This is a genomic window from Pseudonocardia sp., assembly GCF_025965585.1.
GTDB lineage: Bacteria > Actinomycetota > Actinomycetes > Mycobacteriales > Pseudonocardiaceae > Pseudonocardia.
Genome location: NZ_JAOPWR010000187.1, coordinates 1 through 16,397, shown reverse-complemented (window position 1 = coordinate 16,397; position 16,397 = coordinate 1). Strand labels below are relative to the sequence as shown.

Genomic DNA, 16,397 nt, shown 5'->3' with positions numbered 1-16,397 from the left:
AGACGCACCGCGTCGGGATGATCGAAGGGAACGGGGCGGAGATCGAGCACGTCCCGACCCTACGATCCGCCGGCGACGTCCTGCGGGTGACGGTGGTCGCGTCCGGAACGGACGCCGTACCGCGCGGCGGACGCGGTGCCGAGCTGATCGTCCGTCCGGTATCGGGGCAGGCCGGGAGCTGGATATCCGTCGGAGGATCCGCTCTGTCGTGCGGAACACCCACGCGTGGCCGGGTCGGAATGGGACGATCCCCGCATGGCGAACATCCCGGACGGCGGTGGGAGCGGGCTCGAGGGTGAGATCGAGGCTGCTCAGTGGCGGTTGTGGATGGCGAAGGTGGATCAGACCGGGGCGGCGCGGGCGGCCGGAGGGTACGTCGTCGATCCGGAACGGGCGCAGGCGTGCATCCGGGAGCTGGACCGGATCACCGCCGACATCCGGATGCTGCTGCTGGATACGCGGAGACTCAGCTTTGAGGCACCCAGATACGACCCTGTCAGCGAGAACGTGGCTCGCAACGGGGGAGTCATGGCAGCTCGCGCAGTCGGCTACATCACTGCTTTCGCGGACCGGATCGAGGCCACGCGGGTCGCCCTGCAGCAGCAACTCGACGCCTACCGCGAGGTGGAACGGGTGAACGGCGGTCGGCGCGCGTGATCGCCCGGGGATGGTTCGCCGTCGCTCTCGCAGCCGCCGCCCTCGCCTCAGGCTGCGCCACCGACGCCGGCGGCCGGGAAGCGACCGCGCATTCCGGCGACGGACGGGCGTCGGCACTGGATCATCAGCCAGGGCCAATGCCATCGTCGAAGCCATCGCCACGCCTGGCCCCTGCCGTTGGTGCCCCCCTCGATGCGCGCGGCATCAGTGCGTGCGATCTGCTCACGCCGACCCAGCTGGCCGAACTCGGTCTCGATCCGAGCTCCGCGAGATCGGGCACGGCAGGTTCGGCGCAGACGTGCGGCTGGACCCGCAACAATGACGTGTCGAACCCCGCCGGCCTGCAGATCAACACGGATCCGGCCATCCCGTCCCTCGACGGGCTCTACCTCGTGCGCGACACGTTCGCCGTGTTCAAGCCGATCGAGATCTTCGGGCACCCGGCGTTGCACGCTGATGACGTGGCCGGGCCGGTCTGCACCATCTACACCGCCATCGCCGACTACCAGGCCGTCAGCACCGACGGCAACCTCGCCGGCCGCCCACTGGCCGACCCGTGCGGCCCGTCACGCCGGATGGCCGAGATGATCCTCTCCAACCTCCCACCCCTCCGCTGATCCCGCGACGATCGCCCCGAGCCGGGTGTTCCTGCTGCTCGAACAGCAGGAACCCGCATCTCACGCGATCGTCGCGAGCAGGCCGTCAGCCCACCGACTCCAGCACCGGGGCGCTGCGTCCGTTGCGCACCACCACCGCGAAGCTGAGGGCGACCAGTACGGCGAGGCCGGCGAGCAGGACCGGGTAGCCGACCAGCCCGGTCAGGGCGGCGAGCAGCACCGGCAGGAGGAACCCGACGTAGGTCAGGCTGTAGAAGACCGCGGTCAGGCCCGCGAGGTGCTCCGGCTCGGCCATCCGCTGCACCTCCAGCAGGCCCGCCACCAGGCACAGGCCGTATCCGGCGCCCAGCACGAGCGAGGCCGGGACCGCGAGCACCGGCGACCCGAGCGCCGCCGCGGCGGCGGCCACCACCGTGCCGGCGAGCACAGCCCCGAGCCCGACCCGCGCGGCCAGGACGGGAGAGCGGCTGTCGAGCCTGCGGGCCCACGACTGGATGCACACGCCTGTCGTCTGGGTGAGGGCGGCGAGCAGTGTCGCGAACAGGAGGCTCCCGCCGCCCGCGCCGAGTGCCGCGGGCTGGACCGCGAACGAGATCGCCACCGCCCCGAACACCCACGGCGCCATCGGCAGCACCACCCGGAGGAACCGGCGGGGCAGGTGCACCCGGACCCGCAGCACCGGGGCGAGATCGGTGCCCGTGTCCGGTGCTCCGACCGCAACGGCCAGCACCACCACCGTGATCACGATGTGCGCCACGTAGGGCATCTCGAGCGGGAACGGCCCGAACCGCGCCAGCAGCCCACCCACGAGCGGGCCGATCCCGAAGCCCGCCGACAGCGCCAGCGCGGCCCGTCGCGCTCCCGCGCCGGGGTCCGCGGCGTCATGAGGTGGCTGGGAGAGCTCCTTCACCCACGACGTGCCGACGACCATCGCGACGCCCGTGACCACGCCGAACAGGAACCGGCCGACGTACAGCGCCGGCTCCGACAGGGACGGCAGCGCGCCCAAAGCCAGCACCGCGCTCGCGGGCGCCGACACCGCGAGGGCGGGCAGCATCAGCCGCCGCCTGCCCCATCGGTCGGACGCCGGACCGCCGAGCAGCAGCCCTGGCGCGAGCCCCGCCGCGTAGACGCCGAAGAACGCCGCCACCATGACCGCCGAGAAGTGCTCCTGCTCGCGGTAGGCCACCATCAGCGGGCTGAACTGGTTGGCTCCGTACCCGATGGCGAACAGCCCTGCCGCCACCCGCACCCAGCTCCGCACGTCCCTGACCTCTCCGATCGCAATCCTCGACGGTCGCTCGACCGCCGTTCCGTGCCTGTTCACGCGGCCCAGCTGTCTCGACTCGCGGACGTCCGGCGCCCGACTCGCGCAGCGTTCCGGGTCGACTCGCGAGCGCGGTCATGTCGACCCGCGCACCACGACGTGCCGACTCGCCCCCGGCCCGGCTCGCGGGCCCGTCCTGGCTACTCGCGGGACGTGGCCGGGTGCTCGCTGGGTCAGGCGCTCGCCTTGGCCTTCTGCCGCCAGCTGGTCAGGGCGCGCTCCGTGTAGCCGTTGGGCTCCTGGCGGCCCGAGAAGACCAGGTCGAGGGCAGCCTGGAAGGACTCGCTGGTCGCCAGGTCCTTGGCCATCGGCCGGTAGCCCGGCTCCTTGGCGTTCTGCTCGTCCACCACCGCCGCCATCCGCGCGAACGTCTCGCGCACCAGCGACTCCTCGACCACCCCGTGACGCAGCCAGTTGGCGATGAGCTGGCTGGAGATGCGCAGGGTCGCGCGGTCCTCCATCAGCCCGACGCCCTCGAGGTCCGGCACCGTGGAGCAGCCGATGCCCAGCCCGACCCAGCGCACGACGTAGCCGAGGATCGACTGGGCGTTGGTCTCGAGCTCGTGGCGCTTCTCGTCGTCGGTCAGGGTGCCGGTCAGCACCGGCACCTCCAGCAGGAGGTTGCGGTCCGTGGTGCGGCCGGCCAGCTCGGCCTGCCGCGCGTGGACGTCGGTGCGCAGGTAGTGCAGCGCGTGCAGCGTGGCCGCGGTGGGCGAGGGCACCCACGCGCAGTTGGCGCCGGCCTTCGGCTGGGCGCCCTTCTGCTCCAGCATCGCCGCCATGGCCGCGGGCTTGGCCCACATGCCCTTGCCGACCTGCGCCTTGCCCGCGAAGCCCGCGTGCAGCGCGACGTCGACGTTGCGGTCCTCGTAGCCGTTCAGCCACGCGGTGGACTTCATGTCGTCCTTGCGCACGACCGGCCCGGCCTCGAAGTCGCTGTGGATCTCGTCGCCGGTGCGGTCGAGGAAGCCGGTGTTCACGAAGATCACCCGGTCCTGCGCCGCGGCCAGGCACGCCGAGAGGTTGAGCGAGGTGCGCTTCTCCTCGTCCATGATGCCGATCTTGAGAGTGCGCGGCTCCATGCCGAGCGCCTCCTCGACGGCCGCGAACAGCTCGACGGTGAGCGCGACCTCGTCGGGCCCGTGCTGCTTGGGCTTGACGATGTACACGCTGCCGGCGCGCGAGTTGGAGAAGCGGCCCAGGCCGCGCAGGTCGTGCAGCGCCGCGGTGGCGGTGACCAGCGCGTCGAGCACGCCCTCGGCCACCTCGGTGCCGTCTGCGGTGAGTACGGCGTTGGTGGTCATGTGGTGGCCGCAGTTGCGGACGAGCAGCAGCGAGCGGCCGGGCAGCGTGAGGTCGGAGCCGTCGGGCGCGGTGTAGGAGCGGTCGCCGTTGACGCGACGCTCGACCTTCTTCCCGCCCTTCTCGAACGACGACACCAGGTTGCCGGTCATCAGGCCGAGCCAGGTGCGGTAGGCGGCGGCCTTGTCCTCGCCGTCGACGGTGGCGACGGAGTCCTCGAGGTCGACGATCGTGGTGACGGCCGACTCCAGCAGGACGTCGGCGACGTCGGCGTGGTGCTGGCGGCCCACCTGGTGTGAGGGGTCGACGGTCAGCTGGAGGTGCAGGCCGTTGCGCTGCAGGAGGACGGCGCCGTCGGCGGAGCCCGCGAACTGCGACGGATCGGCGAGCGCGGGCGTCAGCGCGCCGCCCTCCACCGTGTAGGCGGTGACGTCGGCGTGGCTGCCGGACGCCAGCGGGAACAGCTCGTCGAGCAGCTCGTCGGCGGCCGCGATCACCTGCGCGCCGCGGGCCTCGTCGTAGCCGGGGGCGAGGTCGTGGTCCTGCGGGAGCGCGTCGGTGCCGTAGAGGGCGTCGAACAGCGAGCCCCAGCGGGCGTTGGCGGCGTTGAGCGCGTAGCGCGGGACCGTGGCGGGTACCACCAGCTGGGGGCCGGGGACGTCCGCGATCTCGGCGTCCACGCGGTCGACCTGCACCTGGGGCTGCGCCTCGGGCAGCAGGTAGCCGATCTCGGTGAGGAACGCGGCGTAGGACGCGGCGTCGCCCGCACCGTGCTCGCGGTGCCAGGCGTCGAGCTGCTCCTGCAGCGCGTCGCGGCGGGCCAGCAGCTCGCCGATGCGCGGAGCGAAGCGGCCCTGGAGCTCGACGAGGGCGTTCCAGAACCGGTCAGGCGTGATGTCGAGCCCGGGCAGCAGTTCGTCCGCGACGAACGCGCGCAGTGCCGGGTCGATCTGCAGAGTCGACGTCATCGCTCTTTTCTACCAGACGGAGTGACTTTTCCACAGTACGGAAGTATGGTGCGTTCTGTGAGTGCACCCGCCGCTGGAGGCGTCCAGTCCCTGGTCCGCGGCTTCGAGTTGCTGGAGGCCATCGGCGAGATGGGCGGCGAGGCCGGGCTGTCCGAGCTGGCCGGCCGCACGGGCCTGGCGCCGGGCACGACCCACCGCATCGTGCGCACGCTCGTCGACCTCGGCTACCTCCGCCAGGTGCCGTCGCGCCGCTACACGCTCGGCGCCCGCCTGGTCCGTCTCGGCGACACCGCGTCGAAGCTCCTGGGGCGCTGGGCCACACCCGTCCTCACCGATCTCGTCGACACCGTCGGGGAGACGGCCAACCTGGCCCTGCTCGACGGCGACCGCGCCGTCTACGTCGCGCAGGTGCCGTCACCGCACTCGGTGCGGATGTTCACCGAGATCGGCAGGCGCGTCCCGCTGCACTGCACGGGAGTGGGCAAGGCGCTGCTGAGCCTGCTGCCCGGCGCCGAGGTCGACGCGCTGATCGCCCGCACCGGGCTGCCCGCCGTCACGCCCACCACCATCACCGACCCCGGTGCCCTGCGCTCCGAGCTCGCGCTCGCCCGCGAGCGGGGCTGGATCCGCGACGAGGGCGAGCAGGAAGCCGGCGTGCGCTGCGTCGCCGTGGCCGTGCCGGGGCCCACCGGGCCGGTGGCCGTGTCGGTGTCGGGCCCCCAGGGCCGCGTGGACGAAGCGGCGATGGCGCGCATCGCGCCGCTGGTGGTGGCGGCCGCGCGGACACTGGAGGAGCTCCTCGCCGGGAAGGTCGGCGCGTGAGCGCCGCGCGGGCGGCCGGCTCAGCGGGTGACCGACACCCCGGGCACCCGGACGGGCTCCGCGCCCGCCGGCGACAGCGCTCCCGTCAGCGCGATCAGGATCGCCACGGCCGCCGCGACGATGAGCGACAGCTGGAGCGTTCGACGCGGACCCACGTGCACCTCCCGGGAAGATCATGTGGCGGACAGATGATCAACCGATCGTGTCGCGATCAGGTCACGCCTCGCCGATCGGGTAGTGCGCATCACCACATCGGACGAACGGATCAGACCACGTCGGGCCGTTTCCGCCCAGCGCGCGGCCCCCGATCACCGGGCGACACCGGGGATCGGGACGTAGGGTCGGCCGCGGCGATCGGCTCGACGGCGAGGAGGCGGCGATGACGCTCGGCGGAACGATCGGCGGTGCGGTCGCGGGGAAGGTCGACGGTGCGGTGCGCCAAGCCTTCGAGCGGGCGCTCGACCCCCACGACGTGATCAGCGACCCGGTGAGGTGCCGCGCCTACGAGTGCGACGGGCTCACCGGCTACCGGGTCACCCCGCAGCTCGTGCTCCTCCCCCGCGACGCGGCGCAGGTGGCCGCCGCGGTGCGGGTCTGCGCCGAGCACGGCGTGCCCTTCGTCGCGCGCGGCGCGGGCACCGGGCTCTCCGGTGGTGCACTCCCGGTGGCCGAGGGCGTGGTGATCAGCCTGGCGCGGCTCAAGCGCGTGCTGGAGGTGGACCCGCTCGACCGGCGCGCGGTGGTGGAGCCGGGCGTCACGAACCTGGAGATCACCGCCGCGGCGGCGCCACACGGCTTGTACTACGCGCCCGACCCGTCCAGCCAGCAGGTCTGCACGATCGGCGGCAACGTCGCGGAGAACTCCGGCGGCGCCCACTGCCTCAAGTACGGCTTCACCACCAACCACGTCTACTCCGTCGAGGTGGTGCTGCCCGACGGCTCCGTCGTCACGCTCGGCTCCGACACCGGCGAGCAGGCCGGCCCGGACCTGCGCGGGGTGTTCCTCGGCTCCGAGGGCACGCTCGGCATCACCACGAAGATCACCGTGAAGCTGCTGCGCACCCCCGAGACCGTGCGGACGCTGCTCGCCGACTTCCCGTCCGTCCGCGCCGCGGGCGACGTCGTGAGCGGCATCGTCTCCGCAGGGATCGTGCCCGCGGCCGTCGAGATGATGGACACCCTTGCGATCGAGGCCGCCGAGGAGGCCGTGCACGCGGGCTACACCGTCGGCGTCCCGGCCGCGCTGGTCGTCGAGCTGGACGGGCCGATCGAGGAGTGCGACTCCCAGTTCGAGCAGGTCAAGGCCATCTGCGAGAAGCACGGCTGCACCCGGCTGCACATCGCGGGCTCGCCCGAGGAGCGCGCGGCGATCTGGCGGGGGCGCAAGGCCGCGTTCGCCGCGGTCGGCCGGATCAGCCCCGACTACTTCGTGCAGGACGGCGTTGTCCCCCGCACGCGGCTGGCCGAGGTGCTCGACCGCATCGCCGAGCTCGGCGACGAGGCGGGTATCCGCGTGGCCAACGTCTTCCACGCCGGCGACGGCAACCTGCACCCGCTGGTGCTCTACAGCGCGGCCGCCGGGGAGACCGAGCGCGCCGAGAAGCTGTCGGGCGAGATCGCCGAGCTGTGCGTCGAGTTCGGCGGATCGCTCTCCGGCGAGCACGGCATCGGCACCGACAAGGCGTGCTCGATGCCGAAGATGTTCTCCGACGACGACCTGGACGTCATGCGGCGGGTGCGCGCCGCCTTCGACGCCCACAACATCTGCAACCCGGGCAAGGTCCTGCCGACACCGCGGCTGTGCGGCGAGCGTCCCGGGAAGTACAAGCCCCACCCGTTGGAGGAGTCCGGAGTGATCGAGCGGCTATGAGTACGCCCACTCCCACCTCGCTGCGGCCCGAGGACGTCGACGGCGTCCGCACCGCGGTCCTGGACACCGCGGGCCCGATCGCGATCGCCGGCGCCGGCACGGCCGCCGACTGGGCGGGCCCGCTCGGTGCCGTCGACGCCGTGCTCGACACCACCGCACTGACCGGCGTGATCACCCACAACCCGGGCGACATGACCGTCTCGGTGCGTGCCGGCACGCCGCTGCGCGCGCTCGTCGAGGAGCTCGCCCCGCACGGCCAGCACGTGTCGTTCGACGCCGCCCGCGTGGCCGACGGCGCCACGGTCGGCGGGCTGCTGGCCACGGCCGACGCCGGTCCGTCCGCGCTGATCCACGGCTTGCTGCGCGACCTCGTCATCGGCACCACGCTGGTGCTGGCCGACGGCACCATCGCGCACAGCGGCGGGCACGTGATCAAGAACGTGGCCGGCTTCGACCTCTCCAAGCTCGTGCACGGCTCCTACGGCACCCTCGCCGTGGTGGCCGAGGTCGTGCTGCGGCTGCACCCGGTGGCCAAGGCGACGGCCACGCTGGCGCTGGACTGCCCGCTCGCCGAGGCGCCCGAGCACGCCGCGCGCGTGCTGGGCGGCCCGTACGAGCCGGTCGCGCTGGAGTGGGTGGGCGAGTCAGCTGCCGAGGGCACGCTGCTCGTCCGGATCGAGGGAACGGAAGCGGCCCTCCGCGCCCGGGTCGACCGCCTCTCGAGGGTGATCGGGACCGAGGGGGGTGCCGCTCGCCCGACAGACGGGTGGGACCGGCATGCCGCGCTCGTGCGCGGCACGGACGGTTCCGCCTCGCTGCGCGTCGGGTCGCTGCCGTCGCGGCTGCCGTCCCTGATCGCCTCCCTTCCGGCCGTCACGGGCATCACCGCTGGTCTCGGTACCGGTGTCGCCACCGTCTCCCTCGATCCGGCCGGCGTCGCCGAGGCCCATGCGCTCGTGCACGCCGCGGGTGGGACCTCGGTGGTGCGCTCGCGGCCCGCAGGCGCCGACGTGCCCTCGTGGGGGCCGCCGCCGTCCGCGATCGCCGTGCTGAAGTCCGTCAAGAACGCGCTCGACCCGCAGGGCCGGTTCGGTCCGGGTCGCTTCGACCCCTGGATGTGACGATCGTGACCACCCCCGCCGGCTCCGCCGAGAGCAAGCTCCCCCAGACCGCACCCAGCAGCTTCGACGCGCACCACCCGCCCGAGCGGGAGCTGCTCGACGACTGCGTGCACTGCGGCTTCTGCCTGCCCACCTGTCCCACCTACCAGCTGTGGGGCGAGGAGATGGACTCCCCGCGCGGCCGCATCTACCTCATGGACCTCGCGGAGAAGGGCGAGATCGCCCTCGACGGGCCGTTCACCGAGCACATCGACGCGTGCCTGGGCTGCATGGCGTGCGTGACGGCGTGCCCGTCGGGCGTGCAGTACGACAAGCTGCTGGAGTCGGTGCGGCCCCAGATCGAGCGCAACGTCGAGCGCGACCGCGGCGACAAGCTGTTCCGCGACGCGATCTTCACGCTGTTCCCCTACAAGCGACGGCTGCGCGTGGCGGCCCTGCCCGGTGCGCTCTACCAGAAGCTCCGGGCGGTGCCGGCGATCCGGAAGCTCGCCGAGAAGCTGCCCGGGCGGCTCGCGGCCATGGAGTCGCTGCTGCCGCCCGTGTCGGTGCGCGAGGCGTTCGCGACGCTGCCCGTGTTCACCCCCGCCGTCGGCCCGCGCCGCGGGCGCGTCGCGCTGCTGTCGGGCTGCGTCCAGGACGTGTTCTTCCACCGCGTCAACGAGGCGACGGTGCGCGTGCTGGCCGCCGAGGGCTACGAGGTGCTCGTGCCCCGCGACCAGCAGTGCTGCGGCGCCCTGGAGCTGCACGCCGGCCGCGAGGCTCCGGCGCTGGAGCGGGCGAAGCGCGAGATCGGCGTTTTCGAGACCCTCGCCGTCGACGCGGTGGTCACCAACGTCGCGGGCTGCGGCTCGTCGATGAAGGAGTACGCCCACCTGCTCTCCGACGACCCCGCGTGGGCCGACCGGGCCGCGGCGTTCAGCGCCCGCGTCCGCGACGTCCACGAGGTGCTCGCCGACGCCGTCGCCGACGAGCAGGGCCCGCGGGCCGAGCGCCACCCGGTGCAGGGCCGCGTCGCCTACCACGACGCCTGCCACCTGGGGCACGCGCAGAAGGTGCGGGCGCAGCCGCGCGCGGTACTGCGCTCGATCCCCGGCCTGGAGCTGGTGGACCTGCCCGAGGCGGAGCTGTGCTGCGGCTCGGCGGGCATCTACAACATGGTGGCGCCCGAGGCGGCCGGCGAGCTCGGCGCTCGCAAGGCGGCCAACGTCCGGTCGGTGAACCCGGACATCATCGTCACGGCCAACCCCGGCTGCCTGCTGCAGATCGGCAAGCACCTCGGTGCCGACATCCCGCTCCTGCACCCCGTCCAACTGCTGGACGCGAGCATCCGCGGGGTGCCGGTCCCCCGCACCTGACCGGTTCTGTCGGTGTCCCTGCCTAGCGTGTCGGGCATGGGCATCGACTGGACGACGCTCCTGGTGGAGCAGCTGGAGTGGCACTGGACCGGGGCCCTGCGCCCGCGGTTCGAGGGGCTCACCGACGAGGAGTACCTCTGGGAGCCCGCGCCGGGCGCCTGGAACGTCCGGCCGCGGGGCGGCTCCACCCGGTCCCCGGGCTCGGGCCCGTTCACGGTCGACTTCACGTTCCCCGAGCCGGATCCGCCGCCCGTCACCACCATCGCGTGGCGGCTCGCGCACGTGATCGTCGGGGTGTTCGGGATGCGAGCGGCGAGCCACTTCGGCGGGCCGCCGGTGAGCTACGACGACTTCGGCTACGCCGGCACCGCCACCGAGGCCCTCCGGCAGCTCGACGAGACCCACGACGCGTGGATCGCAGGCGTCCGCGGCGTCGACGCCGACGCCATGGCGCGGCCCGTCGGTCCGGCCGAGGGGCCGTTCGCCGAGGAGCCGATGGCCACACTCGTGCTGCACATCCACCGCGAGGCCATCCACCACGGTGCCGAGATCGCGCTGCTGCGCGACCTGTACCGGGCCCGGGTCAGCGGGTGAAGTGGTCCCAGCCCGCCGGCCCTCCGGTGTACGGCCTGCCCTCCACCAGCACCTCCGGTTCCCCCGCTCGCGCGGAGCCGATCGCCGTCCAGCCATCGGGGAGAGCGATGTCGGGCGGGAAGGTGGCCGCGAGGGCGTGGTCCTCGCCGCCGGTCAGCAGCCAGTGCACCGGGTCCGCCCCCAGCGCCGCCCCCACCTCCGCGAGCCGGTCCGGCACCTCCGGCACGCGCACGTCGAGCACCAGCCCGGACGCGTCGGCGATGTGGCCGAGGTCGGCGAGCAGCCCGTCCGAGACGTCGATCATCGCGGTGGCTCCGGCCTTCGCGGCCTGTGGACCAGCGGCGTACGGCGGCTCCGGCACCCGGTGGGCTCCGACCACCGTCACCGGCGACCGGAAGCCGCGGGAGAGCACCGCGAGCCCCGCTGCCGACCATCCGATACGCCCGCACAGGGCCACCACGTCGCCCGGGCGCGCGCCGCCGCGGGTCACGGGCTGGCGCCCCTCCAGCGAGCCCAGCGCCGTCACCGACACCATGAGCGTGGCCGCCGAGGCCACGTCGCCGCCCACCACCCCGACACCGGCGACGCCCGCCTCCGCCCACAGCCCCTCGGCCAGGCCCTCCAGCGTGGCGACGGGAGTGTCCGCCGGGCAGGCGAGGCCCACGAGCAGCGCCGTCGGCACCGCACCCATCGCCGCGACGTCGGCCAGGTTGGCCGCCGCGGCCTTCCGCCCCACCTGCTCGGGGGTGGACCAGTCGAGCCGGAAGTGCACCGTGTCCACCAGCACGTCGACGCACGCCACCACGCGGCCGTCGGGTGCGGCCACGACCGCCGCGTCGTCGCCGGGCCCGAGCAGGGTGCCCGCGGGCTGCACGCGGTCGTGCGTCACGCGCGTGATCAGCCCGAACTCGCCGACCTCCGCGAGTGTGCCTCTCGTCTCGGATCGATCGTCCGAGGCCTCAGCGAATGTGGGCACGCGGTCTCCTCCGGTACGTTTCCCTTGCGACGTCCCCACCTGCGCAGTCTCGTGTTGCCGTCAAGATGACACTCCGTCGATGAAAGGGGCACGCCGTGGTGCAGGCCTACATCCTGGTCCAGACCGAGGTCGGCAAGGCCGCCGCCGTGGCCGGTGAGATCTCCCGTATCACCGGCGTCCTCTCAGCCGAGGACGTGACCGGCCCCTACGACGTGATCGTCCGCGCCGAGGCCGGCACCGTGGACGAGCTCGGTCAGCTGGTCGTGGCCCGCGTGCAGGGCGTCGGCGGCATCACCCGCACGCTGACCTGCCCCGTGGTCAAGCTGGGCTGAGCCGGTCCGTGAACCGTCTGTCGCCTCCGGTCGCGATCGCGATCGCCCTGCCACTGCTGCTCGCGCTCGTGGTGGCGGGCATCGCGATCACGATGCGGGCGCGCGGGCTGGACGGGAGCGCACCGCCGCCACCCGACACCACCCCGTACGCCGCCGCTCCCGTCGACGCTCCCCAGGCGTCCGGCGCGCAGTGCACAGCGCTGCTGGCACACCTCGACGGCGACCTCCCTGCCGACAGCGGCACGCTCCCCCAGCGCGCCCTCGCCGAGCCCGTGCAGCCCGGAGTCCGGGCCTGGGCGGCGTCGCCGCGGCCGGTGGTGCTTCGCTGCGGCCTCCCCCGGCCTCAGGAGCTGACGCCGATGTCGTCGCTGCTGGTGATCAACGGGGTCAACTGGCTGCAGCTCGACGACGGCGTCCCCGATCCGGTGGTCGTCACCTACGTGGCCGTCGACCGCCCGGTGTACGTCGTGGTGACCTCTCCGGTCAGCGCCGGCAGTGGCCCGTTGCAGCAGGTCTCCGACGTGGTGCGCACGACGCTGCCGGCCACGCCCGTCGCCGTCCGTTAGGCCGAGTGGAGACCCGTCTCACTCTGAGACGACCCTTTCCGCGGTTGTTAGCCCTGTCTACCGTCCCCCATCATGACGGCTATGTCGCGCGCTACCGAGGACTACCTGAAGGCCGTCTACCACCTCGGCACGCACGGCGACACCGTCACCACCGGCATGCTGGCCCAGGAGCTGGGCGTCTCCTCCCCGTCGGTGTCGGCCATGGTCAAGCGGCTCGAGGACGGCGAGCTGATCGACCGGTCCGACGGCCGGGGGTTCCGGCTGACCGACGCGGGCGAGCGCGAGGCGCTGCGGGTGATCCGCCGCCACCGGCTGCTGGAGACGTTCCTCGCCCGCGCGCTGGACGTGCCGTGGGACGAGGTGCACGCCGAGGCCGAACTGCTGGAGCACGCGCTGTCCGACCGCCTCGAGGAACGCATCGACGCCGCGCTCGGCCACCCCACCCACGACCCCCACGGCGACCCGATCCCGCCGCGCGACGGGCCGCACAGCGAGAGCTGGGGCGTCCCGTTGGAGGCCGTTCCGCCCGGCTCCCGGTTCCGGGTCGAGCGGGTGTCCGACCGTGACAGCGCCGCACTGCGCCACCTCGGGCAGCTCGGGGTGCTCCCCGGAGCGCTGCTGGACGTCGAGGAGCCCGAGCCGTTCGGAGGCCCCTACTGGATCACGGTGGACGGACTGCGCCACCCGCTCGGCATCCCGCTGACACGGCTCGTGCACGGACGGATCGAGGGGACGGCATGACCACCACCGGCGACCGGCCGCAGACCATCACGGAGATCCGCGAGCGCGGCGGGTGGCGCAGCAGGCTCATCTTCTTCGGGCCCGCGTTCGTCGCGGCGATCGCCTACGTCGACCCCGGCAACTTCGCCACGAACTTCTCCGCGGGCGCGCAGTTCGGCTACCTGCTGCTCTGGGTGATCGTCGCCGCCAACCTGCTCGCGATGCTCATCCAGACGCTCTCGGCCAAGCTGGGCATGGCCACCGGCCGCAACCTGCCGGAGATGTGCCGCGAGCAGTTCCCGCGGCCCGTCACACGGCTGATGTGGGTGCAGGCCGAGCTCGTGGCCGTCGCCACCGACCTCGCCGAGGTGATCGGCGGCGCCATCGCCCTGAACCTGCTGTTCGGCATCCCGCTGTTCACCGGCGGCGTCATCACCGGGCTCGTGGCCTTCGCGCTACTGGCACTGCAGAACAAGGGCTTCCGCCCGTTCGAGCTGGCCATCGCCGGCCTGTTCTGCGTGATCCTGCTGGGCTTCCTCACCACGGCCTTCCGCATCGACGTCGGAGGAGCCGACCTCGCCGCCGGGCTCGTCCCGCGCTTCGACGGCACCGACAGCCTGCTGCTGGCCACCGGCATCCTCGGCGCCACCGTGATGCCGCACGTCATCTATCTGCACTCGGCGCTCACCCAGGGCCGCATCCCGGCCGTCGGCGTCGAGGAACGGAAGTTCCTGCTGCGCCGCCAGCAGACCGACGTACTGGTCGGGATGGGGCTCGCCGGCGTGGTCAACGGGGCGATGCTCGTGATCGCGGCCGCGCTGTTCTTCGGCACCGGCATCCCGGACACCGACACCCTCGAGGGCGTGCACGCCGGCCTCGCCCGGGCCCTCGACCAGCCCGCCGCGCTGGCCTTCGCCCTGGCCCTGCTCGCGTCGGGCTTCGCGTCGTCGGGCGTGGGGACGTACGCGGGCCAGGTCGTGATGCAGGGGTTCATCCGGCGCAGCATCCCGCTGCTGGCGCGCAGGCTGCTCACCCTCGTGCCCGCGCTGATCGTGCTGGGCGTCGGCTTCGACCCCACCCGCGCACTCGTCCTCTCGCAGGTGGTGCTGTCGTTCGGCATCCCGTTCGCGCTGGTGCCCCTGGTGCTGCTGACGCGGCGCTCGGACATCATGGCGGAGCTGGTGAACCGCCGGAGCACCACCATCCTGGCGAGCCTCGCAGCGGCCACGATCATCGGCCTGAACGCCTTCCTGATCGTCCGGGCTGTGACGGGCGCCTGACGCCCACGCGCGAGCGGACACACCCCATCGCGGGTCGCGCCTCAGCGCAGGCCGGTGCCCCGCGCGAGCGCCGTCTCGACGAGGGTGGTGAGCAGCGTCGGGTAGTCGACGCCCGTGACCGCCCACATCCGCGGGTACATCGACGTCGGGGTGAACCCGGGCATCGTGTTGACCTCGTTGACGGTCAGCGCGCCGTCCGGTCCGACGAAGAAGTCGACGCGGGCGAGCCCCTGGCCGTCCAACGCGCGGAACGCCGCGATCGCCATGTCCTGCAGCGCGGCTGTGGCGTCGTCGTCGAGCTTGGCCGGGATGTCGAACTCGCAGACGTCGTCGAGGTACTTGGACTCGAAGTCGTAGAACTCCGCGCCCCCGACCAGGCGCACCTCGGCCGGCAGGCTCGTGCGGAGCGTGCCGTCGGGCAGCTCGAGCACACCGCACTCGACCTCGCGCCCGACCAGCGCAGCCTCCACCAGCACCTTCGGGTCGTGCTCGCGCGCCGCGGCGATCGCGGTGTCGAGGGCGTCCCAGGCCGTGACGCGGGTGATGCCCATGGACGACCCGGCGCGGGCCGGCTTGACGAAGACCGGCAGCCCGAGCCGGTCGCGCTGCTGAGGGGTCAGCGTGGTGGTGCCGGGGCGCAGGGTGACGAAGTCGCCGCTGGGCAGGCCCTCGGCGGCGAGGAGCTTCTTCGTGAACTCCTTGTCCATGGCCGCCGCGCTGGCCAGCACCCCCGCCCCGACGTACGGCACGCCGGCCATCTCGAGCAGGCCCTGGATCGTGCCGTCCTCGCCGAAGGGCCCGTGCAGCACGGGGAACACGACGTCGACGCGGGAGAACACCTCCCCAGCGCGCTCCGGGTCGAGCACGACGAGCCCGCCGCGCGTCGGGTCGCCGGGCAGCGCCAGCGCGGTGCGCGTGGCGTCGACGGACGGCAGCGAGCGGTCGGAGATGGCCAGCTCGCCCGGGTCGTCGGAGCCGAGGACCCACGCGCCCGTGGTGGAGATCCCGACGGGGACGACCTCGTAGCGTTCCGGGTCGAGATGCGCAAGCACGCTGCCTGCCGAGACGCAGGAGATGGCGTGCTCACTGCTGCGCCCGCCGAACACCACGGCCACGCGAACCTTGGTCATGGCGCCCGAGAGTAGGCGGGATCCCCCGCTCGGACCGGATCGGGTGGCGCCACACCCCGCGAGTCGACACGGATCGGCGGCCGAGTCGGCACGGACCGGTGAGGGACGACGCCCAGGTGTGCCGACTCGCGCACCAGGTCGTGCCGGTCCGCACGCCAGATCCTGCCGACGCGCCGGCGCGGGTGTTTCGACCCGCGGGCTCGTCAGCTGCCGAAGCGCTGCTCCAGGTCACGGATCTCGGGCAGGCCGATGAGATCGGTGAAGCCGTCGAACGTCGGCAGGCCGGGCATCGCCGCCGCGGGGGTGCCGTCCTTGCGGATCGTCGCGAGGACGGACTGGATGCCCGCCGTCGCCGCCAGCAGGGTGGCGATCGGGAAGAGCACCAGCGAGAAGCCCAGCTCGGTGATCCGCTCCAGCGGGATCGGGGGCGTGCGGCCTCCCTCCGCCCAGTTGAACACCAACGGCGCCACCCCGCGCAGCTCCGAGGCGACGCGCGCGATGTCGTCCTCGCTGGTGGGGGCCTCGACGAACAACACGTCGGCGCCGGCCTCGGCGTACGCGCGAGCCCGGGCGATGGCGTCGCCCAGGCCGTGGACGGCGGCGGCGTCGGTGCGGGCGATGATCACGAAGTCGGGGTCGCGGCGGGCGGCGACGGCCGCGTGGATCTTGCCGACCATCTCCTCGCGCGCGATCACGGCCTTGCCGCTCATGTGCCCGCACTTCTTGGGCATCACCTGGTCCTCCAGGTGGATGCCGGCCA

Annotated in this window: 17 protein-coding genes; 11 read left to right on the top strand and 6 right to left on the bottom strand. The window is 73.0% G+C overall.

Going from position 1 to position 16,397, the window contains the following annotated elements; all coding sequences use genetic code 11:
- The first annotated feature begins 255 nt into the window (after positions 1 to 255).
- Together JWR81_RS12095 and JWR81_RS12090 are read left to right on the top strand one after the other, a co-directional pair.
- Positions 256 to 657: a hypothetical protein gene (locus JWR81_RS12095; protein ID WP_297650639.1), complete on the top strand. Its 402-nt coding sequence runs from the start codon at positions 256 to 258 to the stop codon at positions 655 to 657.
- On the top strand, positions 654 to 1,274 hold the full coding sequence (locus tag JWR81_RS12090; protein ID WP_297650637.1) for a DUF3558 domain-containing protein: 621 nt from the start codon (positions 654 to 656) through the stop codon (positions 1,272 to 1,274). The genes JWR81_RS12095 and JWR81_RS12090 overlap by 4 nt, the downstream gene beginning before the upstream one ends.
- A gap of 85 nt (positions 1,275 to 1,359) precedes the next feature.
- On the opposite strand, the gene JWR81_RS12085 is transcribed toward JWR81_RS12090, so the two are convergent.
- Together JWR81_RS12085 and JWR81_RS12080 are read right to left on the bottom strand one after the other, a co-directional pair.
- Positions 1,360 to 2,538, bottom strand: a complete 1,179-nt coding sequence (locus tag JWR81_RS12085; RefSeq protein ID WP_367278778.1) for an MFS transporter — start codon at positions 2,536 to 2,538, stop codon at positions 1,360 to 1,362.
- A 236-nt stretch (positions 2,539 to 2,774) separates the two neighbouring features.
- Positions 2,775 to 4,871, bottom strand: coding sequence for a malate synthase G (locus JWR81_RS12080; protein WP_297650633.1), 2,097 nt, complete (start codon positions 4,869 to 4,871; stop codon positions 2,775 to 2,777).
- A gap of 57 nt (positions 4,872 to 4,928) precedes the next feature.
- Here JWR81_RS12080 and JWR81_RS12075 point away from each other — a divergent pair, with 57 nt between their 5' ends.
- The gene (locus JWR81_RS12075) at positions 4,929 to 5,693 is read left to right on the top strand and encodes an IclR family transcriptional regulator (protein WP_297650631.1); all 765 of its coding nucleotides are present in this window, start codon (positions 4,929 to 4,931) and stop codon (positions 5,691 to 5,693) included.
- A 20-nt stretch (positions 5,694 to 5,713) separates the two neighbouring features.
- Here JWR81_RS12075 and JWR81_RS12070 read toward each other — a convergent pair whose 3' ends face one another.
- Complete coding sequence (locus JWR81_RS12070) at positions 5,714 to 5,848, bottom strand: hypothetical protein (protein ID WP_297650629.1); 135 nt, start codon at positions 5,846 to 5,848, stop codon at positions 5,714 to 5,716.
- Between the two features lie 224 nt (positions 5,849 to 6,072).
- Between JWR81_RS12070 and JWR81_RS12065 the strand changes: the two genes are divergently transcribed.
- The 4 genes from JWR81_RS12065 to JWR81_RS12050 are packed head-to-tail and all read left to right on the top strand — an operon-like array spanning position 6,073 to position 10,633.
- Entirely contained in the window at positions 6,073 to 7,563 is a 1,491-nt protein-coding gene (locus JWR81_RS12065; RefSeq protein WP_297650627.1) for an FAD-linked oxidase C-terminal domain-containing protein, read from the top strand.
- Positions 7,560 to 8,684 carry an FAD-binding protein gene (locus tag JWR81_RS12060; protein ID WP_297650625.1) on the top strand — a complete coding sequence of 375 codons (1,125 nt, stop codon included), beginning with the start codon at positions 7,560 to 7,562 and terminating at the stop codon, positions 8,682 to 8,684. Before JWR81_RS12065 ends, JWR81_RS12060 begins: the two co-directional genes overlap by 4 nt.
- A 2-nt stretch (positions 8,685 to 8,686) precedes the next feature.
- Entirely contained in the window at positions 8,687 to 10,039 is a 1,353-nt protein-coding gene (locus tag JWR81_RS12055; RefSeq protein WP_297650641.1) for a heterodisulfide reductase-related iron-sulfur binding cluster, read from the top strand.
- Between the two features lie 36 nt (positions 10,040 to 10,075).
- Positions 10,076 to 10,633 (top strand): DinB family protein, encoded by a 558-nt coding sequence (locus JWR81_RS12050; RefSeq protein WP_297650623.1) that lies wholly within the window; start codon positions 10,076 to 10,078, stop codon positions 10,631 to 10,633.
- Here the strand turns inward: JWR81_RS12050 and JWR81_RS12045 are convergent.
- The gene (locus tag JWR81_RS12045; RefSeq protein ID WP_297650621.1) at positions 10,623 to 11,609 is read right to left on the bottom strand and encodes a thiamine-phosphate kinase; all 987 of its coding nucleotides are present in this window, start codon (positions 11,607 to 11,609) and stop codon (positions 10,623 to 10,625) included. The two genes, JWR81_RS12050 and JWR81_RS12045, sit on opposite strands and share 11 nt — an antisense overlap.
- A gap of 95 nt (positions 11,610 to 11,704) precedes the next feature.
- On the opposite strand from JWR81_RS12045, the gene JWR81_RS12040 reads away from it, so the two are divergent.
- From JWR81_RS12040 to JWR81_RS12025, 4 genes are all read left to right on the top strand, one after another.
- Positions 11,705 to 11,941, top strand: a complete 237-nt coding sequence (locus tag JWR81_RS12040; RefSeq protein ID WP_297650619.1) for an Lrp/AsnC ligand binding domain-containing protein — start codon at positions 11,705 to 11,707, stop codon at positions 11,939 to 11,941.
- Positions 11,942 to 11,949: 8 nt separating this feature from the next.
- Positions 11,950 to 12,507, top strand: a complete 558-nt coding sequence (locus tag JWR81_RS12035; RefSeq protein WP_297650617.1) for a DUF3515 domain-containing protein — start codon at positions 11,950 to 11,952, stop codon at positions 12,505 to 12,507.
- An 81-nt stretch (positions 12,508 to 12,588) separates the two neighbouring features.
- Entirely contained in the window at positions 12,589 to 13,248 is a 660-nt protein-coding gene (locus tag JWR81_RS12030; protein WP_297650615.1) for a metal-dependent transcriptional regulator, read from the top strand.
- Positions 13,245 to 14,507, top strand: a complete 1,263-nt coding sequence (locus tag JWR81_RS12025) for an Nramp family divalent metal transporter (RefSeq protein WP_297650613.1) — start codon at positions 13,245 to 13,247, stop codon at positions 14,505 to 14,507. The genes JWR81_RS12030 and JWR81_RS12025 overlap by 4 nt, the downstream gene beginning before the upstream one ends.
- Before the next feature lie 41 nt (positions 14,508 to 14,548).
- Here the strand turns inward: JWR81_RS12025 and JWR81_RS12020 are convergent, their stop codons facing one another.
- Positions 14,549 to 15,637, bottom strand: a complete 1,089-nt coding sequence (locus tag JWR81_RS12020) for a D-alanine--D-alanine ligase family protein (protein ID WP_297650611.1) — start codon at positions 15,635 to 15,637, stop codon at positions 14,549 to 14,551.
- Positions 15,638 to 15,840: 203 nt separating this feature from the next.
- Positions 15,841 to 16,397: isocitrate lyase/phosphoenolpyruvate mutase family protein (locus tag JWR81_RS12015; protein ID WP_297650609.1), on the bottom strand; the 557-nt coding region annotated here is incomplete at its 5' end.